Below are 22,200 nucleotides of genomic sequence, written 5' to 3'. Positions count from 1 at the left end.
GGAGGCTTCCTTTCCTGGGGCAGACGTCCCCGGGGACGGGGGCGGCTGCGCGAGACGGACGACGGTGCTCGGAGTCTAACGGTTGTCCACAGGGTTGTGCACAGACGGTGGACAACCCCTATCATCCTGTGGACGACCGTCCCGGGCGCCCACGCGTGTCCGGGATCCGCGCGCACCCGTTTGACCCCTGCGCACCCCGGCCACTAGAGTCGTCTGGTCCCCCGGGTGTCGGTTGATCGTGCCCGCCGGGGATTTCATGTCAGAGCCTCACCGGTCCTTCCCCCTGGTCCACCTGCTCAGGTCGACGGTCGAAGGCACACAACACGTCGTGGAGAGATCACAGTGACCAAGCGCACGTTCCAGCCCAACAACCGCCGTCGTGCCCGCAAGCACGGCTTCCGTGCCCGCATGCGCACCCGCGCCGGCCGCGCCATCCTGTCCGCTCGCCGCGGCAAGAACCGCGCCGAGCTGTCCGCCTGAGGACGTCGGTCCAGGGACGGCGCGCCCCGTGCTGCCCCGTGACCGTCGCGTCCGCACGCCCGCGGAGTTCCGTCACCTCGGTCGCACCGGCACCCGCGCGGGTCGGCGCACCGTCGTGGTGAGCGTCGCCACGGACCCCGACCAGACCCGGTCCACGTCGCCGAGCGCCCCTCGGCCGCGGGCCGGGTTCGTCGTGTCCAAGGCCGTGGGGAACGCGGTGACCCGCAACCGGGTGAAGCGGCGGCTGCGCGCCGTCGTCGCGGATCAGATGCGCCTGCCCCCGCTGCGCGACCTGCCGGTTCTGGTGCAGGTCCGCGCGCTGCCGGCCGCCGCCGAGGCGGACTACGCGCTGCTGCACCGCGAGACCGTCGGCGCGCTCGGCAAGGCCGTGAAGCCGCACCTGCCCGCCGCCTCGGAGCACGCCTAGATGACCGTCACGCCCTCGCCCTTCGTCGTGCTCGAGCCCTCCCGTGAGTGGGGGCCGCTGCGCGCGCTGCCGTCCGTCCTGCTGGCCGGCCTGCTCACGGTCTATCGGGCCGTGGTCTCCCCGCTGTACGGACCCGTGTGCCGGTTCTTCCCCAGCTGCTCCGCCTACGGGCTGGAGGCCGTGCACGTGCACGGCGCGGTGAAGGGGTCGTGGCTCGCCGCGCGGCGCATCGGCCGGTGCCATCCCTGGAACGACGGCGGCGTGGACCCGGTCCCGCCCGGGCACCGACGCTGGCCGCCGGGCCGGCAGCCGCGCATCCTCACCCTGAACCACCCTCCCATCCCACCTGATCTCCCGCAGGAGGATTGACCCCCATGTTCGAAGCCATCCTCTCCCCGTTCCGCTGGCTGATGTCCTGGCTGCTCGGGGCGTTCCACAGCATCCTGGAGTTCGCGGGCCTGCCCGCGGACTCCGGCTGGACGTGGGCCCTGTCCATCCTCCTGCTGGTGGTGCTCATCCGCACCCTGCTGATCCCGCTGTTCGTCAAGCAGATCAAGGCGCAGCGCGCCATGCAGGCCATCCAGCCCGAGCTGCAGAAGCTGCAGGCCAAGTACAAGGGCAAGAAGGACCAGCTCTCCCGCCAGGCCATGGCCATGGAGCAGCAGGCGCTCATGAAGGAGCACAAGGCGAACCCGTTCGCCGCCTGCCTGCCGCTGCTGATCCAGATGCCGTTCTTCTTCGCGCTGTACCAGGTGCTGATCGGCGCCCGCGGCGCGGCCGAGCGCGGCGAGGCCATGGACGCCCTGTCCGCGGACCAGATCCGCTCCTTCGAGGGCTCCACGATCTTCGGCGCCCGCATGTCGGACACCTTCATGAACTCGCTCGGCGCGCCGGGCAGCGGGCCCGTGATCATCACGGCGATCGTGCTGATCCTGCTCATGTCGGGCTCGATGTTCTTCATGCAGAAGATGCTCATGACGAAGAACATGACGCAGCAGGCCCTCTCCGGGCCCATGATGCAGACGCAGCAGATCATGCTCTACGCCATGCCTTTGATCTTCGGCATCGGCGGCATCAACTTCCCGATCGGCGTGCTCCTGTACTGGACCTACTCCAACTTCTGGGCCGTCGGCCAGCAGTGGTGGATCATCCGCAACAACCCGACCCCGGGCTCCCTCGCCGAGAAGGAGCTCAACGAGCGCCGCGCCGCCAAGGGCCTGCCCCCCGTGGGCCAGAAGGTGTCGAACGCCGAGGCCACGCCCTCGTCCGCGCACACCCAGGCGGGCCGCGGCGGCGCCGTGCTGAACGGTGAGGTCGTCCGCCAGTCGGGTCAGCGCCTCCAGCCCCAGCGCAAGAACCGCAGGAGGAAGTGAGCATGTCCGCCGAGAACGTGACCCCGGCCCCCGAGGCCGAGGACGCCGTCGTCGAGACCCCCGCGGGTCAGGGCTCCCGCGTCGCGGACCAGGACGGTACCGCCGCCTCGGAGGCGGTGCGCCGCCTCGAGGAGGAGGGCGACGTCGCCGCGGACTACGTCGAGGAGCTGCTCGACATCGCAGACCTGGACGGGGACATCGACATCGAGGTCCGCGACGGGCGCACGTACGTGTCCGTCGTCTCCGAGGACCACGACGAGCGCCTGGACGGCCTCGTCGGCCCCGACGGCCGCACCCTGGAGGCGCTGCAGGAGCTCGTCCGGCTGGCCGTGCTCGCCGCCACCGGCCACCGCTCCCGGCTGATCCTGGACGTCTGCGGGCACCGGGAGCGCCGCAACGTCGCCCTGCGCACCGCCGCCCAGGCGGCCGTCGAGCGCGTCTGCGCCGGCGAGGGTCCCGTGCACCTCGAGCCCATGGGCGCGTACGAGCGCAAGATCGTCCACGACGTCGTCGCGGACGCCGGCCTGACCTCCGAGTCGGAGGGCGAGGGCGCCCGCCGGCACGTGGTCATCTCCGCCGATGACTGAGCGGGGCTCGGCCTACGAGCGGCGCCCCGGGCTGGATCCGCAGGACCGGGGAGAGCGCCCCGCGCCCGTGGGGCAGCCGGCACCGCCGCTGACCGATGCGCTGCGGCCGGCCGCCGTCGAGCTGTTCGGCGAGGCCCTCCCCCGGGCCGAGGCGTACGTGGCCCACCTGGCGGACACCGGCATCGAGTGGGGCCTGATCGGCCCGCGCGAGGCGCCCCGTCTCTGGGAGCGCCACGTCCTGAACTGCGCCGTGGTCGAGGAGCTCCTCCCGCAGGGCGCGCTCGTGGCCGACGTCGGCTCCGGTGCGGGCCTGCCCGGCCTGTGCCTCGCGCTCGCGCGCCCCGACTGCCAGTTCCTGCTCATCGAGCCGCTCGAGCGACGCGTGGAGTGGCTGGACATGGTGGTCGCCGACCTCGGCCTGGAGAACGTGGACGTGATCCGCGGCCGCGCCGAGCAGGTCTCCGGGAACCTCGACGTCGACGTCGTGACCGCCCGCGCCGTCTCCGCGCTGAAGACCCTCGCGCCCCTGACCATGCCGATGCTGCAGGGCGCCGGGGAGCTGCTGGCGATCAAGGGCCGCTCCGCGGCCGACGAGATCGCCGCCGCCCGCAAGGTCCTGCGCAAGTATGGTGGTGCCGAGCCCGAGATCCTCACGGTGGGCGAGGGCCTGCTGCCCGAGACCACCACCGTCGTGCGCATCAGCGCGCGTCCCCGCTGACCCCTCCCCCACCGGGACGGGACGGGCCGGGCGGCAGCAGATCCGCACACCCGCGACCCAGGAGGTAGAGCCGCATGGCGCAGGAGCAGGAGAGCCGGGGTGGGGCCTGGAGGGCCCTGCGCCAGAAGTGGACCGGCCGGACCGCCGAGAAGGGCGGCGCCGACGCCGAGGAGCCCGCGCGGCTCCAGCGGCGTCGTCTGACGCGCCCCGACCGCACCCGCGTGTTCACGACGTCCAACCAGAAGGGCGGCGTCGGCAAGACGACGACGACGGTCAACCTGGCCGCGGCCCTCGCCCGCGCGGGCATGCGGGTGATGGTGGTCGACATCGACCCGCAGGGCAATGCGTCCACCGCGCTGAACATCCCCCACACCGGCGACGTCGCCTCCGTGTACGACGTGCTCCTGGGCGAGATGGAGATCCAGGACGTCGTGCAGGACGCCCCGGACGTGGACGGCCTGCAGGTGGTGCCCGCGACGATCGACCTGGCCGGTGCTGAGATCGAGCTGGTCTCGCTGGTGGCCCGCGAACAGCGACTGTCTCGGGCGCTCGAGGCGTACACCGCCTGGCGCGAGGAGGACGGCCAGGAGCGGCTGGACTACGTGTTCATCGACTGCCCGCCGTCCCTGGGACTGCTGACGGTCAACGCGTTCGTGGCGGCCGAGGAGGTGCTCATCCCGATCCAGGCCGAGTACTACGCCCTCGAGGGCCTCTCCCAGCTGCTCAAGAACGTGCAGATGATCCAGAAGCACCTGAACCCGCGCCTGCAGGTGAGCACCATCCTGCTGACGATGTTCGACGCGCGGACCAACCTCGCGGTGCAGGTGGCGGAGGAGGTTCGGACGCACTTCCCGGAGCAGCTGCTGAACACTGCGATCCCCCGCAACGTCCGCATCTCCGAGGCCCCCAGCTATCAGCAGACGGTGCTGACCTACGACCCGGCCTCGGCCGGCGCCGTGGCGTACCGGGAGGCGGCCGCAGAGATCGCCGGCCGCGGTGCGCCGGCCGTGAAGGGCTGACGCGCAGGCGGTCAGCTGCGGTGGTCGCCGGATGGCGCTGCTGACGACGACGAAGCCCGCCGGAGGGAGCGATCCCCCGGCGGGCTTCGTCGTGAGTGAGTGCGGCCCGAAAGATGAGGGATGGGAAGACAAGCGGAATCGCTGGGCACGATGGAAGTTCGTGTTTCACGTGAAACAACGGTCTCCGTGGTGCGAGCGTGGTGTCGCCGCAGCGGGACGATAAGGAGGGGTGCCCGTGGTCGACCGCTTCCGTCTGACACGCTCCCGCCTCCTCCCCTGTGCCGGCCCGTCTGCCGCGTCGGCCAGGCGCACCTGTCGCAGGGCGTGGGGCAGCCGCAGGCGGCGACACACGAGCTCACGGGGCGGGATGGACGGCACGGCCGCGGGCGGTGACGGCGGCCGTGCAGGGTCCGGTCCGTCCCCGCTCCTCCACGGGGGTGCGTTGCAGCCCCGAGGATGCAGCCGTCGAGGAGACCGGGTGCCGCGTCTGGGCGCCACTCCCCTCCCCCACGATCAGCCCTGCTCGCGGTCGGTGACGTGCAGGGAATGGGGAGCGAGAGCGGAGCTCGAGCCGTGGTGTCGCCGAAGGGGCGCGGGGCCGGTCGGTCGTCCGCGTGTGCGAGAGCAGACGTCAGCGGCGTGGCGGAGTGCTGTGCTTCGTCTGAGTAGAACGGGCCGGATGGCGGCGCCTGATGGACAGGTCTGCTGTGCATTCCTGTGCCCGGAGTAGGAGCGACTCCGGCGAGGTGGGGTGGCCGCAGACCCCAATGTATACAAAGGCAAGCGTCTGAGCTGGCGAGTTGCGGAGTGAGCAGTGTCTGGCCGCGTCCGTCGATGTTGATATGTGTGCGAGTTCTGTGGACAGGAAGACGTCGAGGGAGCGCGGTCGTGAATTCATGGGAGGCGTCGGCGGACCCCGGTGAGTTCGCTGGTGCGTCCGACGTCGAGGCACGGTTAGGTGTGAACGGGAACTCGGGTGTGGTCCCCTTCCCCTCCGGGGATCTCGGGGAGTCTCGGTTTGAGACGGGGTGGTGCCTTGAGTCCTGGTGATCCTGTGACGAGGCGGGAGTCAGAGTGTCGAGTGATGGGGCGGTCGTCGGAGGTTTCACGTGAAACACCGGGTTCCTGTGGCGATCCCTGAAGGAAGCCACGCGCGCAAGGGCCGACGAGGTGAAGCCCCGGTTCCCCCATGAGACGACCCTCAGATCCTCGTAGACGGTGGGCTGGCAGAAAGAATGGATCCACAACGTGGGATGGGGACTTGTCGTGTCACGCTATTGTCGGCCGGCGCTTGGCTTGCGCAGCGAGCCGTACGGCCAACGGCAGAAAGTCGGTGCATGCTGCGCTGGCATGGGCCCGCCGTCCGGTGTTCCCGCCGAGTCTGCGCCGCGCGTTTCACGTGAAACAGAACGACTGCTGGTCTGTGCTCGACGGGTCCGCGTTATTACGTCAGCGACGCGAGAAGTCCGAACCTCAAAAAGTTCTCACGCCCCCTGCTGGTGCCGGCGTCGGGATGCGACCCGCTGGTGGGCCGGCATCCGTGGCATGCGTGATCCGTCGGCGCTTCCAACGGACCGTTTCACGTGAAACGAGCTTCGGGTGAGGGGCCGTACCGCGAGATCACCACTTCGGGCTATCCACGGAACACACGATCAGTGCCGCCAATGGGGTGACCGAGAACGACATGACAAGATGGCACCGGTTCGTGAGGAGCAACCACGTCAACCATCGGGGGTCCACGTCCGTGTTCTCTGCGACAGACGCATTCGTGTTTCACGTGAAACAAGGTCGTCGACGCGACGTTCGATTCGTCAGCGGCGCGCGTGGGAGGAACCACTAGCACAGGGCGGCGCGAAGTCCGAGCTCAGCCGTTCGGTGATTCCAGTGTGCACCTCATACCGCAGGGGAGTGGAGCGGTGCTTCGCTACTGGTCCGACACTTTCCATCTGCTAACGCGCAATATCCTGCGGGTGGCCAGCGTATCTGAGCACCGTCCGCACGGATGGTTGATCACCCCGCTTCATCAAAAACACAAGCCGTTACAACTGTGATTCCTCAAACACCCACTGGCTGGCTGAGGGATCGCGTTTCATGTGAAACGGGTGGATCTCAAGAGGGAGCAGGAGGGGGTCCGAGGTTGCAGCGGCATCCTCCTGGAGCGCTCCACCTCGGAGTGTTCCACGTGAAACACTCACTCTCGCGGCAGACGTCCACGCGCGCGCCCAGCCCTTCGTCGCCTGAGTCCATCACAGACGTGCATGGCAGAACCGAGGCCCGAACATCACTGCACCCCCGGCAGCTCAGGCCCACGCGTCGCCACCAACAGTCGGGCCCCCCGCGCACCGTGCGGGGTGTCCTCACGCCGCACGGGATCATCGAGATCAGACCGCTCACCTACACTGATCACAGACCCACTCACTGCAGGAGGACCCGTTGAAGACGAGCCGTCGAGGAGGCCTGGGGCGAGGCCTCGGCGCCCTGATCCAGAGCACTGTCGAAGTCCCGGAAGAGAACGCCGAGACATCCTCCCCGAAGGACTCTCCGCTGCCCGCGACGAGTGGCCCGAAGGCCGCCGCGGCAGCGGAGACCACGACGACATCGACGCGAAGCACCGCGACCACCGAGACGTCCGGGGATTCCACTGAGCCGGACCCGTCGGCCTCGCCGCGAAAGGCCATGGGACGCACAGCCCAGACCGGGAAATCAACGTCCACGACTGGCCGGAACACCACGTCCGGCACGAAGGCAGGGGCCACCTCGTCGAAGCATGCCTCTCGACCCGCTCAGCGTCCCGTCGACGTCTTCTTCTCCGCCGACTCGGAGGACGCACCTGCGGCGCGCTCGACCAAGGGGCGCCCGGCCATGCCGACGGTGAAGGCGCCCAGCAAGCGTGCCACCTCCGCGGCGTCGTCGAGGAAGGACCCGGTGGACTCGACCGCAGAGTCCGCCGCGACCGAGGGGACCGTGTCCACGGACATCGCGGTCCTGCGGGAGATCCCGGTGGGGGACATCCACCCGAACCCGCGGCAGCCGCGTGAGGTGTTCGATGAGGACCACATGGCGGAACTGGTCACCTCGATCCGCGAAGTCGGCATCCTGCAGCCGATCGTCGTGCGCGAGGTGGACGGACCCACCCCCTATGAGCTGATCATGGGCGAGCGCCGGTGGCGCGCCACCCAGAAGGCCGGCCTGGACATCATCCCGGCGATCGTCCGCCAGACCCCGGATCAGGACCTCCTGCGGGACGCCCTGCTGGAGAACCTGCACCGCTCCCAGCTGAACCCGCTCGAAGAGGCCGCCGCCTACCAGCAGCTCATGGAGGACTTCGCCTGCACGCAGGAGGAGCTCTCGCAGCGCATCGGCCGCTCCCGTCCGCAGATCTCCAACACGCTCCGACTGCTCAAGCTGCCGCCCCTCGTGCAGCGCCGTGTGGCCGCCGGCACGCTCTCGGCCGGCCATGCTCGCGCGCTGCTCGGTCTCACGGACCCGTCGGACATGGAGCGTCTGGCGCAACGGATCCAGTCCGAGGGCTTGTCTGTCCGGGCCACGGAGGAGGCTGTCGCGCAGCTGCAGGGCGGGCTCCGGCCGGGGCGCACGCCGCGGCGCAGCTCGGACGACGCTCGCCATGAGCGCCTGGACCACTACGCCACCGCGCTCACCAGCCGCCTGGACACCGCCGTGAAGATCACCCTCGGCGCGCGCAAGGGCCGCATCGCCATCGACTTCACCACCGTGGAGGACCTGAACCGCATCATGGACCTCATCCAGGGTGGTCAGGACGGTAAGGGGAAGGGCAAGAAGTCCTGATCCGGGGCTCCCGCGGACGGCGTCCACGGGCACCCGCCGCTGGTCCTGGAGATCAACGCACGACGGCCCCGCCACCCTTTCGGGTGACGGGGCCGTCGCGGTGAGTGGGGGAGGGGCTCAGCCGAGCAGGGCCGAGAACTCCTTCTCCAGCGCGGCCTTGGGCTTGGCGCCCACGGACTCGACGACCTTCTCGCCGTTCTGGAAGCCCACGACGAGCGGGATGGAGGTGACGCCGAAGCGCGCGGCGATGGCCGGGTTCTCGTCCACGTTGAGCTTGGCGATCACGGCCTTGCCCTCGTGCTCCACGGCCATGTCCTCCAGGACGGGCCCGAGCATGCGGCACGGGCCGCACCACTCGGCCCAGAAGTCCACGAGGACGGGCAGCTCGGACTGGAGGACCTTCTGGTCGAAGTCGGCATCGGTGACGGTGATGGTGCTCATGGCAGCCTCCTGGGGGTTGTTCTGTGTCTGACGAGGGTGGACAGGGGTGTTATTGACATGACCCATGACGCTCTGTCAGGGGTCATGAGTCAGTGGCTCATGCCGGGACCACGTCCGACTCCGGGCCGGCCGGCGCGGCCTCCTCCACGTCGGCCACGGTCGCGAGGTAGTGCTCCACGTCCTGGGCGGCCACGCAGCCCGAGCCGGCGGCGGTGATGGCCTGGCGGTAGGTGTGGTCCGTGACGTCGCCGGCGGCGAAGACGCCCGGCTGGGAGGTCCGCGAGGACGGATGGTCGATGCGGATCGTGCCATGCTCCGTCAGGTCGACCTGGCCCTGCACCAGGTTCGTGCGCGGGTCCTGGCCGATGGCCACGAACAGGCCGGTCACGTCCAGCGTGGACGCCTCGCCGGTGCGGGTGTCCCGCAGGCGGAGGGTGTTGACCTTGTCGTCACCGGTCACCTCCGTGACCTCGGTGTTCCACCGGAACTCGATCTTCTCGTTCTCCATGGCCCGGTGGGCCATCACCTTGGAGGCCCGCAGCTCGTCCTTGCGGACCAGCACGGTGACCTTGGACGCGAACTTGGTGAGGAACAGGGCCTCCTCCATGGCGGAGTCGCCGCCGCCCACGACCGCGATCTCCTGCTCGCGGAAGAAGAAGCCGTCGCACGTGGCGCACCAGCTGACACCGTGGCCGGAGAGGCGCTCCTCGCCGGGAACGCCGAGCTTCCGGTAGGCGGAGCCGGTCGTGAGGATGACCGCGTGGGTGCGCAGCTGGGTCCCGTCGCCGAGCGTGAGCACCTTGGGGTTCGACGTCAGGTCGGCCTGCACGACGTCGTCGTAGACCACCTCCGTGTTGAACCGGCGGGCCTGGGCCTCGAGGTTCGCCATCAGCTCGGGCCCCTGCACACCCTCCGGGAAGCCCGGGAAGTTCTCCACCTCGGTGGTGTTCATCAGCTCGCCGCCCGCGGTCACCGCCCCGGCCACCAGGACCGGGGAGAGGTCGGCGCGGGCGGTGTAGATCGCCGCGGTGTATCCGGCGGGGCCGGATCCGACGATCACGACGTTGTGGACGATCTGGTCCTGGGCGGTGGGGGCCACGGGTTCCTCCAGTGGATCGGGGTGGTGGGCGCTCCTCCAGGACAACGGCGGAGGCACCGGCGGGTATTCCGCGGTGTCGGGGCCGCGGTGCGACGACGCCCCGGCGACGGCGGCCGGAAGGTCCGGCGCGCCGTCGCCGGGGCGTGGGATCAGCGGACGGTGATCTCGCCGAGGCGCAGGCCGAACGGGAGGTCCGGCGTCGTGCCCTCCAGCTGGGGCAGCGAGGTGAGGCTGACGATCACGTACTCGGCCTCTGACTCGGCGCCCTCGAACGGCACGGGGATGGAGACGGTGTCCTGGTCGAAGGTGCCGTTGCCGATCTCCTTGGCGTTCGCACCCTCGGGGGAGTCGGCGATGTAGGCGAACCAGGCACCACCGGTGGCCCCTGTGCTCTGCAGGGTCACCTCGTTCACCTCGGTGCGGTCCTCGAGCTGGACCACGAGGTTCATGCTCTCCACATAGCCGCCGAAGTTCGGCCGTGCGTAGGCGAAGGTGCGCCACACGGTGGTGGGGTCGCCGTCGATGAGGTTGGGCAGGTCCGCGTCGTGCTCGGCCTCGTGCTCCGGCAGGTCCGGCACCGAGCGCAGGGCCTGGACGGCCTTCGGGGCAGCCGTGGCGCTCTCGCTGGTCGAGGTGGGGGAGGGGCTGGTGCTCTCCGACGGCGACGGGGTGTCCGATGCGGACCCGGACGACGCAGACCCGGACGACGCAGACTCTGACGACGCGGCCGCGGCCTGCGGGGCCGGCCCGCCGCGCAGGTTCTGGGCCAGCAGCACCCCGCCCACGACGAGTGCGGCGAGCAGGCCGAGCATGAGGAGCAGGGCCAGCGGACCGCCGCCGCGCGTGCGGCCGTGGCCGTCGCCCGGGTCGGCCACCGTGGCGCCGTCGTCGCCCCCGGTGGTGGCCGGGGCGGCCTGGGCATCCGGAGCCGCGGCGGCCGTCGAACCGGCAGCCGCGGCGCCCGCTGCCGTTGCGACCCCGGCCCCGGCAGCCACCGGCGCCGCCGTGCCGCGGGACTCCTCGTGGGCGGTCGGCGCGGACTCGGCCACGATCGCTCGGCGGGGGACGGGGCGCTGGCGCCGCACGGGGATCGCCTCGGTGTCCGGGGCGACCGGCTCCGGCGGGTCGGTCTTCTCGGCCGCCACGGACTCGACGGGCTCGGTGGGCGGCGTGGCCCCGTCGGCATCGGCATCCGGGGCCTGCGCGGCGGCGGCCCCCGCCGCGACGGCCGGGAGTGCGGCGGTGCGCGCCTGGGCCTCGCGCTCTGCGGCCTCGCGTTCCTGGGCCGCGCGCTTCTCAGCCTCGCGCTCCGCGCCCTCCCGGGCCCGCTCCTCCTCGGCACGACGGCGGGCCTCGGCCCGGCGCTCGAGCTCGCGGCGCTCGGCCTCCTCCCGCTCCGCGGCCAGCCGGGCCTGCTCGGCCTCCCGCTCGCGCGCGGCCCGCTCCTCAGCCTCCTGCTCCGCCTGGCGACGGGCGCGCTCGGCCTCGGCGCGGCGCTCCTCCTCGGCACGCTCCTCCGCCTCCCGGCGCTCGCGTTCCGCGCGCTCGGCGGCCTCCTTGCGCTCCCGCTCGGCCCGCTCCGCGGCCTCCCGTTCGGCGCGGGCCTTCTCCTCGGCCTCCTTGCGCTCCCGCTCGGCGGCCTCCTTGCGCTCCCGCTCGGCCCGCTCGGCGGCCTCCCGCTCCGCCCGCTCGCGCTCCTCCTGCTGCTTCCGGGTGGCGGCGTCCGCCGCGGCCAGGGCCGACGCCCCGGCGGCCGCCTTCGCCGCGGTGCCGTCGGAGGGACGGACCCGCTCGGCGAGGCGCTCGGAGAGGCGGTTCAGGAACCCGGGACGACGCTGGGCCTCGTCCTCGTCTGCGCGGAGCCGGCGGTCGAGGTCGGTGTAGTACGCCTCGTCGTCGTCGTAGGCGTGGGGGTCTCCGGTCCGCGACTCACCGAACAGCTCGGAGCCGAGGCTGTCCGTCTGGAACGGCTCCACGTACAGCTCCTGCGGGTACGCCAGACCGAGCAGGACGTCCGGGTCGGGGTCCCCGCCGGCGATCAGGTACGTGCGGCCCTCCGACAGGCCCAGGTCGAGCACCTGCACGTCGTCGGTGCGCTCGCCCGTGGCCAGCTCCCGCGCGGACGAGGCCACCTGCGTGGCGTTCTCACGGGAGGCCACGAGCACGGTGACGCGGCGGTTGAGCACCTGGTCCGTGCCCAGGAACACCATGTCCTGGTCCGCGGACGTCACCACGTGCTGGGTGATGCGATAGCGGCCGCCCAGGACGGCGCCGACGGCGATGGGCTGGGGCACGGGCTCTTCTCCTGACGACGGGGTCGGAATCCGATGATACGTGGCGCGGCCGTCGCGGCCAGGAATCAGCCGACGCGCAGCAGACGGCCCAGCGCCGGCACGCGGGCGACGAGCGGCCGCAGGGCGTCGTCCAGCTCGGGGAACCGCATGGCCCGCAGCACCATCAGGTACACCGGCCCCATCGCCACGGCCGCCACCGCGCACGTGAGCAGCGCCGTCCCGATGGAGTCCCACGCGAACCCGCCGGTGTACCCGCCCAGCAGCCACACGACGACGGCGCCCGCGGCCGCCGCGGCCAGCGCGGCCAGGCCGGTCTGGACGTGGGCCCGCAGCACGGACGCGAGGCCGTAGTCCCCGAACCGGCGCACGGTGAGCACATGGGTCAGGACGAACTGGTACACGTACGAGACGGACGAGGCGAACGCGACCCACAGGGCCATGGACCACAGCGGCAGCAGCATCGCGCCCGCCCACGAGACCAGCAGCATCAGGAGCGAGCCGCTGACCTGGACCACCATCGGCACCTTGGCGTCCTCGGCGGCGTAGAACACGCGCAGCAGATAGAAGGAGCCTGAGCGGAACGGGATGGACAGCGCCAGCGCGAGCAGGACCGAGCCCACCGCGATGCCGGCCACCATCGCCGTCTCGGCCGTCGAGCCGAAGACGCGGCCCAGGGGGCCCGCCAGGACCACCACGCCGGCGAGGCAGAACATCAGCGGCACGGTGAACGCGCGCAGACCCTGCGCCGTCGTGCGCCGCACCGCGGACATGTCCTGGCGGCCCATGGCGCGGGCCAGCCGGTTGAAGAGCACGGTGGCCAGGGAGAGCACGAACACCGAATGGGGCAGCACGGCCATCAGCATCGCCATGTTGTACGCGGCCACACCGGGGATGGCCGCCTGGGCCATCTCGGCGCTCCAGGTCTCGGTGCCGGGGATGCGCAGCTCGCCGCGGTCGCGGGCCTCCGTGGCGGAGGTGACGTACCGCTGGCACAGCAGGAGCACCACGTTCGTGGCGACCATCGTGACCAGGGTGTACCCGGCGATCCGGCCGGTGTCCCGCAGGCCGATGCCCTTCCAGCCGAACCGCGGGCGCAGACCCAGGCCGAGCCCGCGCAGCGGCAGGAAGAGGATCACCGCCTGCAGCACGACGCCCAGGGTGTGGCCGCCGGCCAGCACGACCGTCTGCGCGGTCGTCCACCCGGCGAGGTCGTCGCCGGCCCGGTACGCCCCGAACATGCCCAGGTACAGCACGATCGCCCCGATCGCGACGACGTTGTTCAGCACCGGCGCCCACATGTAGGCGCCGAAGCGCCCGTTGGCGTTGAGCACCTGCCCCACCAGCGCGTACATGCCGTAGAAGAACACCTGGGGCAGACACCACAGGGCGAACACGGTGGCCATCTCGAGCTTCTCCGGCGACCAGCCGCGGGTCAGGGCCGTCATGAGCGGGGCCGCCGCCAGCATGACCACCACCGTGCCGGCGAGCATCACGAGCGTGCCGAGCGTCATCAGGCGGGAGGTGTAGTCCGCGCCCCGGTCGGCGTCGCGGGCGTGCTTGATCAGCTGCGGCACCAGCACCACGTTGAACACGCCGCCCACCAGGAGCAGGTAGATCACGTTCGGCAGGGAGTTGGCGATCTCGAAGATGTCGGCCATGTCCGCGGACAGGCCGATCGCCACCGTCACCAGCGTCGCACGGACGAGGCCCAGCACGCGGGAGAGGAGCGTGCCGGAGGCCATGATCGCGGTGGACCGGCCGGCGCGGCGCTCACCCTCGGGGGTTTCGTCCCCGGGGCCCACGGTGGTCGGATCCGTGGCGGGTGCGGGGTCCGTCGTCGTCGGCTCCTCGTCGGCGACGCCGGCGTGGGCGGGGTCCTGCGCTCGGCGCGGGGCGGGTCTGCTGCTCAAGGGTCACCCAATCGTGGTCGGAAGGCCCCGTGCCGGGGGCGGCGGATCAGGGGCGGGGGCCCCGGGCACCGCCCGGGGGGAAGTGCTGGTCGACCACCTGGCGGGCCAGGTCGACGATCCGGCGCTCGTTGGCGAAGGAGAGGCGGCGCGCGACGTCCTCGAGGCGCACCCACGCGACGTCCACGGCCTCGTGGTCCGGGTCGTTCTCCGTGGTCAGCTCGCCGCCCGTGGCGCGCAGCAGGAAGTGGTGCACGGTCTTGTGGACGCGGTGCCGGGCGACCGTGAACCAGTAGTCGATCGCGCCGAGCGGCTCGAGGATGTGGCCGGCGATCCCGGTCTCCTCCTCCACCTCGCGCACGGCCGCCTGCCGGTGGTCCTCCTCACCCTCGGGATGGCCCTTGGGCAGGCACCACTCGAGCCGGCCACCGCGGTTGTAGCGGGCGATCACGGCCACCTCGAGGCCGCCGTCGTGCTCGCGGACGATGACGCCGCCGGCGGAGACCTCCTCCACCGTGGGCAGGGAGGCGGCACCGGCGGAACGGGGTCCCGCGGGGGCCGGGGTGACGGGGCGCAGAGGCGGCTGCGGCCGGCGACGCCACGCCCCCAGCGCGGAGGGCAGGGGGGCGCCCCGGTGCGCGGAGGGATCGGGGCGGGTCATACCGTCAACTCTAGCCCGGCCCGCGCAGGCCCGTGCCGGGACCGTCTGGCACCCTTGTAGGCATCATGGATCTGACCACCGCCACCCACGCGCTGCCCCCCGGCTTCCCCGCGGACGCCACCCTGCCCGCCGTCGTCGTGGAGCTGGGGCGGAGGTTCGAGGCCGCCGGCCACGAGCTCTCCCTGGTGGGCGGCCCGGTCCGCGACCTCTTCCTGGGGCGGCCGTCGCTGGACCTGGACTTCACCACGGACGCCGACCCGGACGCGTCCGAGGCCGTCGGCGCCGGCTGGGCGGACGCCACGTGGGACGTGGGGCGGCGGTTCGGGACCATCGGCTTCCGCAAGGCCGGCTGGCAGCTCGAGGTCACCACCTACCGGGCCGAGCAGTACGACCCGGCCAGCCGCAAGCCGCAGGTGGCCTTCGGTGACAGCCTCGAGGACGACCTGCTGCGCCGCGACTTCACCGTCAACGCCATGGCCCTGCGCCTGCCCGCCCTCGAGCTCGTGGACCCCTTCGGCGGCATGCGGGACCTGCACGCCGGCGTGCTGCGCACCCCCGGCGCCCCCGAGGACTCCTTCTCCGACGACCCGCTGCGCATGATGCGCGCCGCCCGGTTCGCCTCCCAGCTCGGCTTCGCCGTGGCCCCCGAGGTGGAGCAGGCCATGACCGCGATGGCCGAGCGGATCACGATCATCTCCGCCGAACGCGTCCGCGAGGAGCTCGTCAAGCTCGTGTGCGGGGCGCACCCGCGCGCCGGCCTCGACCTGCTCGTGCGCACCGGGCTGGCCGACCACGTCCTGCCCGAGCTGCCCGCCCTGCAGCTCGAGTCGGACGAGCACCACCGCCACAAGGACGTCTACGCCCACTCCCTGACCGTGCTGGAGCAGGCCATGGAGCTGGAGGGCGAGTACGCGCCGTCGACCCCCGACCCCGTGCTGCGCCTGGCGGCGCTGCTGCACGACGTCGGCAAGCCGGCCACGCGCCGCTTCGAGAAGGGCGGGGCCGTCACCTTCCGGCACCACGAGACCGTGGGCGCCAAGCTCGTCCGCAAGCGGCTGCGCGCCCTGAAGTTCGACAACGACACGATCAAGGCGGTGGCCCGCCTGGTGGAGCTGCACATGCGGTTCTACGGCTACGGCGACGCCGGCTGGACCGACTCCGCCGTCCGCCGGTACGCCCACGACGCCGGCGACCTGCTGCCGCGCCTGCACGCGCTGACCCGCTCGGACGTGACCACCCGCAACCGTCGCAAGGCCGAGCGGCTGGCCCACGCGTACGACGACCTCGAGCGGCGCATCGCCGAGATCGCCGAGGCCGAGGAGCTCGCCGCCGTGCGGCCGGACCTGGACGGGCAGCAGATCATGGCGCTGCTGGGGATCCGCCCGGGCCCGGTGGTGGGCCGGGCGTACAACCACCTGCTGGAGTGGCGCCTCGACGAGGGCCCGCACGAGCCGGCCGAGGCCGAGGCGGAGCTGCGGCGCTGGTGGGCCGAGCAGCCGGAGGCCCAGCAGGACTGAGTCGGCGCGGCGGGCCTTCCACCCGTCGTCGGGTCGGGACCACACTGGCCGCATGGCTGAGAAGAAGACCGAGAAGAACGGCGCCCCCATGGGCCCCGGCACCTCCAGCATCAAGGATCCCGAGGTCTACGAGGCGCTGCGCCGCGAGGGCGCGAGCGAGGAGAAGGCCGCGCGGATCGCCAACGCGTCCGCCCGGGACGGCCGGGACGAGGTCGCCGAGCGCGGTGGCGAGGCCGGCTCCTATGAGGACTGGACCAAGGACGAGCTCGAGAAGCGGGCCCGCGAACTCGACATCGAGGGCCGCTCCACGATGACCAAGGCCGAGCTCATCGAGGCGCTGCGGAACCACTGACCGGCGCCCGCCCCCCGCTTCCGGGGGCGGAATCCGGTGCTGTGCCCGTGGGATACCGCCGGAAATCGCCCCCAACGCGGTGGGGCGGGCGGGGATGGCCGGAGGCTTTGGCCCATCCAGGTCCGGATGGAATGATCGACCGCTGTGAGTCCCGACCAGCGCACCGCGTCCGTGCCCCGCCATGCCCTGTCGTCCGAGGACGGCGTGCCCGCCGTCAAGGTCGGCACGCGGGTCAGTCGCGGCCCCGGCCGGGTGACCGCCCTCGACGGGCTGCGGGGGATCGCGGTGCTCGCCGTGCTCGTCTTCCACGCCTGGCCCACCTTCCTGCGCGGCGGGTTCGTGGGCGTGGACATGTTCTTCGTGCTCTCCGGCTTCCTCATCACCACCGGCCTGGTCCGCGGTGTGGACGCGGGACGGGGCGTGGCGCTGGGCACCTTCTGGATGAAGCGCATCCGGCGACTCGTCCCGGCCATGCTGATGGCGCTCGTGGGCACCACCGCGCTCGCGTGGCTGGCGGTGGACGAGTTCCCCGCGGGCCTGGGCCGCCAATGGTTCGGCGCCCTGACCTACACCAGCAACTGGGTGATGATCCTGCAGGGCGGGGACTACTTCAACCGCGCCTCGCCGCCCCTGTTCGAGCACCTGTGGTCCCTGGCGATCGAGGAGCAGTTCTACATCCTCTGGCCCCTGCTGATCTGGGGGCTGCTCCTGCTCACCTGGCCGCCGCGCAGCACGGTGAACTCGGGGCGGGTGGCGGACCGACGTCGCATCCTGGTGGTCGCGGTCGCGGCCGTGGCCTCCGCGGCGTGGATGGCCTGGGGCTCGTGGCACGGGTTCGAGCAGGCCCGCCTCTACTTCGGCACGGACACCCACGCCTTCGGCCTGCTGTTCGGCGCGTGCGTGGCGATCGGCCTGGCCCATGTGCCCCGGCCCGAGCACGGCGGCCCCGAGCCGCGGACCTCGGCCACGCGGGTGGCCGTCGCCTGGGGCGCCGTCGCGGTGCTCGCGGCGGGCTTCGCCCTGGTCGACGGCGGCCACGCCAGCACGTACCGCGGAGTGCTGGCGGGCCTGTCCGCCGTCGTCGCGTTCATCGTCTGGCACGTGGTGCAGGGTGACCGGCGCGACTCGCTCTCGCGCGTGCTGGGCAACGGGTTCCTGCGCTGGTGGGGGCGCCGCTCCTACGCCGCGTACCTGTGGCACTGGCCGCTGCTCGTGATCATGCGCGTGATGGTGCCCGTGGACGCCCCCGGGTGGGTCGAGCCCGTGGCCGCCGGCGCGATCCTGCTGCTGACCGCCCTGATCGCCGACCTGAGCACCCGACTGATCGAGGAGCCCATCCTCCACGAGGGGTTCAGGGGCGCCTTCGGCCGCTGGGGCGCGACCGCGCGACGGGCGTTCACGGGCGGGGCCGGGCCCATCGGCCGGCTCGCGGCCGCCGCCACGGCGCTGGGGCTCGTGGCCGTCCCCACGGCGGCCGTGGCCGCCGTGGTGCACTCGCCCGCGCAGACCCAGCTCGAGCAGGACATCGCCCAGGCGGAGGAGTCCCTCAAGGCCGCCCAGGCGGCGCAGCAGGCGGCCCGCGAGTCCCGCGCGGCGGAGCAGTCGAAGCGGGCCGAGGCGTCGGCCTCGGCCTCGCCCGGCTCGGCCGCCCCCGGGGACGCGGAGGACTCCGCCGGCGCGACGCCCTCGCCCGGATCGTCCGCCGAGCCGTCCGGGCTCGGGCTCGGCGACCCGGCCGTCACGCGCCCCACGTACTCCAAGGAGCAGCTCACCGCGGCCCTGCCGCCGTCCGAGCTCGGCCCGGACGTCACCCTGATCGGCGACTCCGTCTCGCTCTCGGCCGCGCCCACGCTCATGGAGCAGCTGCCGGGGATGCTGCTCGAGGCGGAGGTGGGCTACCAGATCTGGGACGCCGCGGACGAGCTCGAGAAGCTCAAGGCGGACGGCCAGCTGAGCGACGTCGTCGTGGTGGCCCTGGGCGCCAACGGCACCACCCACCGGGGCGACTGGGAGAAGATCCTGGCGGCCGTCGGCGAGGACCGACTGCTCGTGCTCGTGGTGCCGCACGGCCCGATGGACTGGATCTCGGACGTGCAGACGCAGATGGAGGCGCAGGCCAAGGCCCACCCGGACCGGATCGTCCTGGCGGACTGGGACGCCACGGCGAAGCAGCACGTCACCGACTTCTCCGCCGACGGCGTGCACCCCCGCGCCGACGGCCAGGCCATGTACGCCCAGCTCGTCCGGCTCACCATCGAGGACCGGCTCGGCGCCCGGCGCTGAGCGCGGTGGCCGGGGCGGCACGCGCCCCCACGACGACGCCGGCCCGTCACCTCCACGGGGAAGGTGACGGGCCGGCGTCGTGCGCGGTCCGGGCGGGACCGGGCGGGTCAGCGCTCGATGTCGCCGCGGATGAAGGCCTCCACGAGCTCGCGCGCCGCCTCGTCGTTGTGCTGCACGGGCGGGGACTTCATGAAGTAGGACGAGGCCGAGAGGATCGGGCCGCCGATGCCGCGGTCCAGGGCGATCTTCGCGGCGCGCACGGCGTCGATGATCACGCCGGCCGAGTTGGGGGAGTCCCACACCTCGAGCTTGTACTCGAGCGAGACCGGGGCGTCGCCGAAGTTGCGGCCCTCGAGGCGCACGAACGCCCACTTGCGGTCGTCGAGCCAGGCCACGTAGTCGGACGGGCCGATGTGCACGTCCTTCTCGCCCAGCTGCGCGGAGGTGTTGGAGGTGACGGCCTGCGTCTTGGAGATCTTCTTGGACTCCAGGCGCTCGCGCTCGAGCATGTTCTTGAAGTCCATGTTGCCGCCCACGTTGAGCTGGTAGGTGCGGTCCAGGGTGACGCCGCGGTCCTCGAACAGCTTGGCCATCACGCGGTGGGTGATGGTGGCGCCGATCTGGGACTTGATGTCGTCGCCCACGATCGGCACGCCCGCGGCGGTGAACTTCTCGGCCCACTCCGGGGTGCCGGCGATGAACACGGGCAGGGCGTTCACGAACGCGACGCCGGCGTCGATCGCGGCCTGGGCGTAGTGCTCGGTGGCCAGCTGCGAGCCGACGGGCAGGTAGCAGACCAGCACGTCCACCTTCGCGTTACGGAGGGCCTGGGCCACGTCCACGGGCTCGGCGTCCGACTCCTCGATGGTCTCGGCGTAGTACTTGCCGAGGCCGTCCAGGGTGGGGCCGCGCTGGACGGTGACGTCCGCGTGGGGCACGTCCGCGATCTTGATGGTGTTGTTCTCGGAGGCGGTGATGGCCTCGGACAGGTCCAGGCCGACCTTCTTCGCGTCCACGTCGAACGCGGCCACGAACTCGAGGTCCGACACGTGGTAGTCGCCGAACTGCACGTGCATCAGGCCCGGGACCGTGTCCGTGGCCTTCGCCTCGCGGTAGTACTCCACACCCTGGATGAGGGATGTTGCGCAGTTGCCCACGCCGGCGATGGCGACGCGGATGGGGTTGGTGGCCACGGTCTGGTTCTCTCCTCGACTGTCCGGAACGGGTGCGGGCACGCGGGGCGCGCACAGGGGGCCCGCACCGTTCGGCGGGGCGCTCACCCGGGGATCAACCCCGCCAGTCTACGACCGACGACGGCGGCCCCGCCCGTCCGGTGTCCGGGCGCCTTCCTAGGATGGGGGGCATGAGATCGGCCCCCGCGCATGCCGCGACCCCCAGCGAGCCGCCCACTCACGCCGCGGACGGCGCCCCGAGCGACGCCGTGACCACCCCGGGTGTCCCCGCCGGGCGTTCCGCTGACAGCGCACCGTCCGGGGCCCTGCCCGCCCCCGGGGAGCGCGGCGGCCGCTTCCAGCTCGCCGACGGCCTCGCGGCGAACGTCCCCGGACGGGGGACCGGCTCGTGGGCCGGGCCCGCGGCGCTGACGGGGCTGCTGGTGGCTCTGGCCGCCGTCGTGACCGTGCTGCAGAAGTCGCCGTGCCTGCTGCACGGCTGGGGCGCCCCGAACGTCTACTACGCGGGCTGCTATTCGGACTGGGCCGCGCTCTACGGCGGGCGCGGGTTCGCGGCGGACCCGTGGGCGCCGTTCCGGGCGGGCTCCACGTTCGAGTACCCCGTGCTGATGTCCGTCGTGGGCTCGGTGGCGGCCTGGGTCACGCAGGCGCTGCCGTTCTCGCCGGAGCAGGGCACGGTGGTGTTCTGGCTCGTGAACCTCGGGTTCGTGGTGGTGCTGTGGGCCGTCGTCGCGGTGCTGACCGTCCGGATGGCGGGGCGCCGGTGGACGGACGGGCTCATGGTGGCCGTGGCCCCGGGGATCGTGCTGGCCGGCACCATCAACTGGGACCTGTGGGCGGTCGCCCTGCTGGCGTGCGGCATGTACGCGTGGTCGCGCGGCCGGTCCCTGACGGCGGGGGTGCTGTTCGGCCTCGGCGCGGCCATGAAGCTGTATCCGCTGCTGATCCTGGGGCCGCTGCTGATCCTGGCGGTGCGCTCGCGGCGGTGGCGGCCGTTCCTGCTCGCGGCCGGGGGCACGGTGGCGGCGTGGGCGGCGGTCAACGTGCCGCTCATGGCGGTGAACTTCCAGGCGTGGTCCGTGTTCTTCACCTTCTCCGGCGAGCGCGGGCCGGGCCTGTCCAGCGTGTGGCACGCGTGGGACGTGACCGCCGCGCAGGCCGGGTGGGCGTTCGTGCCGGAGGACTCCCTGACCCTGCTGGCCTACGGGACCTTCGCGGTGTGCTGCCTCGGGATCTTCGTGCTGGGCGTGCGGGTGCGGCACACCCCGCGGCTGGCCCAGCTGACGTTCCTGGTGGTGGCGGCGTTCGTGCTCACCAACAAGGTGTACTCACCGCAGTTCGTGGTCTGGCTGATCCCGCTCCTGGCGCTCGCCCTGCCGCGCTGGCGGGACTTCTGGGTGTGGCAGACGGTGGAGGCGCTGCACTTCTTCGCCGTGTGGATGTACCTGGCCAAGGGGGTGGCCGAGACCCCGCCGCAGCACTCCATGGACGACTCCGTCTACGTGGCCGCGATCCTCGCGCACATGCTCGCCGTGCTGTGGCTGTGCGGGCGCGTCGTGTGGGAGATGCTGCACCCGGCCGAGGACCTCGTGAAGCGCGACCACGGCGGCCACCCGGACGCCGACCCGCTCGCCGGCGCGTACGCCGCGGACGCCAGCCCGGTCCGGGGGCGCTCAGGCCGGCCGGCCGCGGTTCAGGCGTAGTCCCAGCGGTGGATCGGGCAGTCCGGGGACGACGGCGGTGCGGTCGTCCCCGCCGCGGCGGCGCCGTCCTCGCGGGGCGGCGGCGGACAGACGCACGGCGCCCCGGAGGCGGCCGTGGCCGCCTTCATCTGTTCGCGCCAGATCACGTGGGGGTCGGTGGCCGGGTCCGCGGCCGCGCCGGGGTGCACCGGACGCGCGGCGCCGTCGTCGTGGGCGGGGGTGCGGGCCGCGTCCCCGTCCCGGGTGAAGCCCATCCGCACGATGGCCCAGCCGCCCACGGTCCACGCCACCAGGAGGAAGACCCCCACGGCGACGGCGATCATGATGTCCACGGCGGGC

General features: G+C 72.2%; 19 protein-coding genes. 12 read left to right on the top strand and 7 right to left on the bottom strand.

All coding sequences use genetic code 11. The features are described from left to right. Nucleotides 1–342: 342 nt before the first annotated feature. The 8 genes from rpmH (at nt 343) to AC0VX4_RS11545 (ending at nt 8,411) form a co-directional block, all read left to right on the top strand. The gene (gene rpmH, locus AC0VX4_RS11580; protein WP_002856443.1) at nt 343–480 is read left to right on the top strand and encodes a 50S ribosomal protein L34; all 138 of its coding nucleotides are present in this window, start codon (nt 343–345) and stop codon (nt 478–480) included. A gap of 28 nt (nt 481–508) precedes the next feature. After that, nucleotides 509–907 (top strand): ribonuclease P protein component, encoded by a 399-nt coding sequence (rnpA, locus tag AC0VX4_RS11575; RefSeq protein ID WP_475464426.1) that lies wholly within the window; start codon nt 509–511, stop codon nt 905–907. Then, nucleotides 908–1,276: a membrane protein insertion efficiency factor YidD gene (yidD, locus tag AC0VX4_RS11570; protein WP_475464425.1), complete on the top strand. Its 369-nt coding sequence runs from the start codon at nt 908–910 to the stop codon at nt 1,274–1,276. It abuts the gene before it with no gap. A gap of 5 nt (nt 1,277–1,281) precedes the next feature. Further along, on the top strand, nt 1,282–2,280 hold the full coding sequence (yidC, locus tag AC0VX4_RS11565) for a membrane protein insertase YidC (protein WP_475464424.1): 999 nt from the start codon (nt 1,282–1,284) through the stop codon (nt 2,278–2,280). Between the two features lie 2 nt (nt 2,281–2,282). Then, on the top strand, nt 2,283–2,867 hold the full coding sequence (locus AC0VX4_RS11560) for a Jag family protein (protein WP_475464423.1): 585 nt from the start codon (nt 2,283–2,285) through the stop codon (nt 2,865–2,867). After that, nucleotides 2,860–3,585 (top strand): 16S rRNA (guanine(527)-N(7))-methyltransferase RsmG, encoded by a 726-nt coding sequence (rsmG, locus tag AC0VX4_RS11555; protein WP_475464422.1) that lies wholly within the window; start codon nt 2,860–2,862, stop codon nt 3,583–3,585. The genes AC0VX4_RS11560 and rsmG overlap by 8 nt, the downstream gene beginning before the upstream one ends. Before the next feature lie 74 nt (nt 3,586–3,659). Next, on the top strand, nt 3,660–4,604 hold the full coding sequence (locus AC0VX4_RS11550; RefSeq protein ID WP_049145027.1) for a ParA family protein: 945 nt from the start codon (nt 3,660–3,662) through the stop codon (nt 4,602–4,604). Between the two features lie 2,433 nt (nt 4,605–7,037). After that, nucleotides 7,038–8,411 carry a ParB/RepB/Spo0J family partition protein gene (locus AC0VX4_RS11545; protein WP_475464421.1) on the top strand — a complete coding sequence of 458 codons (1,374 nt, stop codon included), beginning with the start codon at nt 7,038–7,040 and terminating at the stop codon, nt 8,409–8,411. 117 nt (nt 8,412–8,528) lie between these two features. On the opposite strand, the gene trxA is transcribed toward AC0VX4_RS11545, so the two are convergent. The 5 genes from trxA to AC0VX4_RS11520 form a co-directional block, all read right to left on the bottom strand. Next, complete coding sequence (gene trxA / locus AC0VX4_RS11540) at nt 8,529–8,918, bottom strand: thioredoxin (protein WP_330986836.1); 390 nt, start codon at nt 8,916–8,918, stop codon at nt 8,529–8,531. A 31-nt stretch (nt 8,919–8,949) separates the two neighbouring features. Then, a complete protein-coding gene (trxB, locus tag AC0VX4_RS11535) occupies nt 8,950–9,951 on the bottom strand; it encodes a thioredoxin-disulfide reductase (protein ID WP_475464420.1) in 1,002 nt (333 codons plus the stop codon). 149 nt (nt 9,952–10,100) lie between these two features. Further along, the gene (locus AC0VX4_RS11530; RefSeq protein ID WP_475464419.1) at nt 10,101–12,245 is read right to left on the bottom strand and encodes a hypothetical protein; all 2,145 of its coding nucleotides are present in this window, start codon (nt 12,243–12,245) and stop codon (nt 10,101–10,103) included. A gap of 65 nt (nt 12,246–12,310) precedes the next feature. Further along, on the bottom strand, nt 12,311–14,155 hold the full coding sequence (gene murJ / locus AC0VX4_RS11525) for a murein biosynthesis integral membrane protein MurJ (protein WP_227448937.1): 1,845 nt from the start codon (nt 14,153–14,155) through the stop codon (nt 12,311–12,313). A 46-nt stretch (nt 14,156–14,201) separates the two neighbouring features. Further along, nucleotides 14,202–14,813 carry an NUDIX hydrolase gene (locus AC0VX4_RS11520; protein WP_070708931.1) on the bottom strand — a complete coding sequence of 204 codons (612 nt, stop codon included), beginning with the start codon at nt 14,811–14,813 and terminating at the stop codon, nt 14,202–14,204. A gap of 65 nt (nt 14,814–14,878) precedes the next feature. On the opposite strand from AC0VX4_RS11520, the gene AC0VX4_RS11515 reads away from it, so the two are divergent. From AC0VX4_RS11515 to AC0VX4_RS11505, 3 genes are all read left to right on the top strand, one after another. Beyond that, the gene (locus AC0VX4_RS11515) at nt 14,879–16,330 is read left to right on the top strand and encodes a CCA tRNA nucleotidyltransferase (RefSeq protein ID WP_222958752.1); all 1,452 of its coding nucleotides are present in this window, start codon (nt 14,879–14,881) and stop codon (nt 16,328–16,330) included. Between the two features lie 52 nt (nt 16,331–16,382). Next, entirely contained in the window at nt 16,383–16,682 is a 300-nt protein-coding gene (locus AC0VX4_RS11510) for a DUF7218 family protein (protein WP_227448935.1), read from the top strand. A gap of 144 nt (nt 16,683–16,826) precedes the next feature. Further along, the gene (locus AC0VX4_RS11505; RefSeq protein ID WP_475464418.1) at nt 16,827–18,965 is read left to right on the top strand and encodes an acyltransferase family protein; all 2,139 of its coding nucleotides are present in this window, start codon (nt 16,827–16,829) and stop codon (nt 18,963–18,965) included. Between the two features lie 107 nt (nt 18,966–19,072). Here AC0VX4_RS11505 and AC0VX4_RS11500 read toward each other — a convergent pair whose 3' ends face one another. After that, nucleotides 19,073–20,158, bottom strand: a complete 1,086-nt coding sequence (locus tag AC0VX4_RS11500; RefSeq protein ID WP_475464417.1) for an inositol-3-phosphate synthase — start codon at nt 20,156–20,158, stop codon at nt 19,073–19,075. Between the two features lie 170 nt (nt 20,159–20,328). On the opposite strand from AC0VX4_RS11500, the gene AC0VX4_RS11495 reads away from it, so the two are divergent. Next, nucleotides 20,329–21,861, top strand: a complete 1,533-nt coding sequence (locus AC0VX4_RS11495; RefSeq protein WP_227448932.1) for a glycosyltransferase family 87 protein — start codon at nt 20,329–20,331, stop codon at nt 21,859–21,861. On the opposite strand, the gene AC0VX4_RS11490 is transcribed toward AC0VX4_RS11495, so the two are convergent. After that, entirely contained in the window at nt 21,852–22,184 is a 333-nt protein-coding gene (locus tag AC0VX4_RS11490; protein WP_475464678.1) for a hypothetical protein, read from the bottom strand. The two genes, AC0VX4_RS11495 and AC0VX4_RS11490, sit on opposite strands and share 10 nt — an antisense overlap. Between the last annotated feature and the right edge of the window lie 16 nt (nt 22,185–22,200).

This window comes from Micrococcus sp. 63XJN7_8_ISO-PGPR-S23-253 (assembly GCF_056173425.1).
Note: the sequence above shows the minus strand (reverse complement) of the source record. Positions and strands in the feature narration are given on the sequence as shown.

What these genes read in the sequence shown, in the direction of transcription:
- yidD (WP_475464425.1), top strand. Translation starts at nt 908, where the DNA reads ATGACCGTCACGCCCTCGCCCTTCGTCGTGCTCGAGCCCTCCCGTGAG.
- yidC (WP_475464424.1), top strand. Translation starts at nt 1,282, where the DNA reads ATGTTCGAAGCCATCCTCTCCCCGTTCCGCTGGCTGATGTCCTGGCTG.
- AC0VX4_RS11560 (WP_475464423.1), top strand. Translation starts at nt 2,283, where the DNA reads ATGTCCGCCGAGAACGTGACCCCGGCCCCCGAGGCCGAGGACGCCGTC.
- rsmG (WP_475464422.1), top strand. Translation starts at nt 2,860, where the DNA reads ATGACTGAGCGGGGCTCGGCCTACGAGCGGCGCCCCGGGCTGGATCCG.
- AC0VX4_RS11550 (WP_049145027.1), top strand. Translation starts at nt 3,660, where the DNA reads ATGGCGCAGGAGCAGGAGAGCCGGGGTGGGGCCTGGAGGGCCCTGCGC.
- trxA (WP_330986836.1), bottom strand. Translation starts at nt 8,918, where the DNA reads ATGGGTCATGTCAATAACACCCCTGTCCACCCTCGTCAGACACAGAAC.
- AC0VX4_RS11520 (WP_070708931.1), bottom strand. Translation starts at nt 14,813, where the DNA reads ATGACCCGCCCCGATCCCTCCGCGCACCGGGGCGCCCCCCTGCCCTCC.
- AC0VX4_RS11515 (WP_222958752.1), top strand. Translation starts at nt 14,879, where the DNA reads ATGGATCTGACCACCGCCACCCACGCGCTGCCCCCCGGCTTCCCCGCG.
- AC0VX4_RS11510 (WP_227448935.1), top strand. Translation starts at nt 16,383, where the DNA reads ATGGCTGAGAAGAAGACCGAGAAGAACGGCGCCCCCATGGGCCCCGGC.
- AC0VX4_RS11495 (WP_227448932.1), top strand. Translation starts at nt 20,329, where the DNA reads ATGAGATCGGCCCCCGCGCATGCCGCGACCCCCAGCGAGCCGCCCACT.
- AC0VX4_RS11490 (WP_475464678.1), bottom strand. Translation starts at nt 22,184, where the DNA reads ATGATCGCCGTCGCCGTGGGGGTCTTCCTCCTGGTGGCGTGGACCGTG.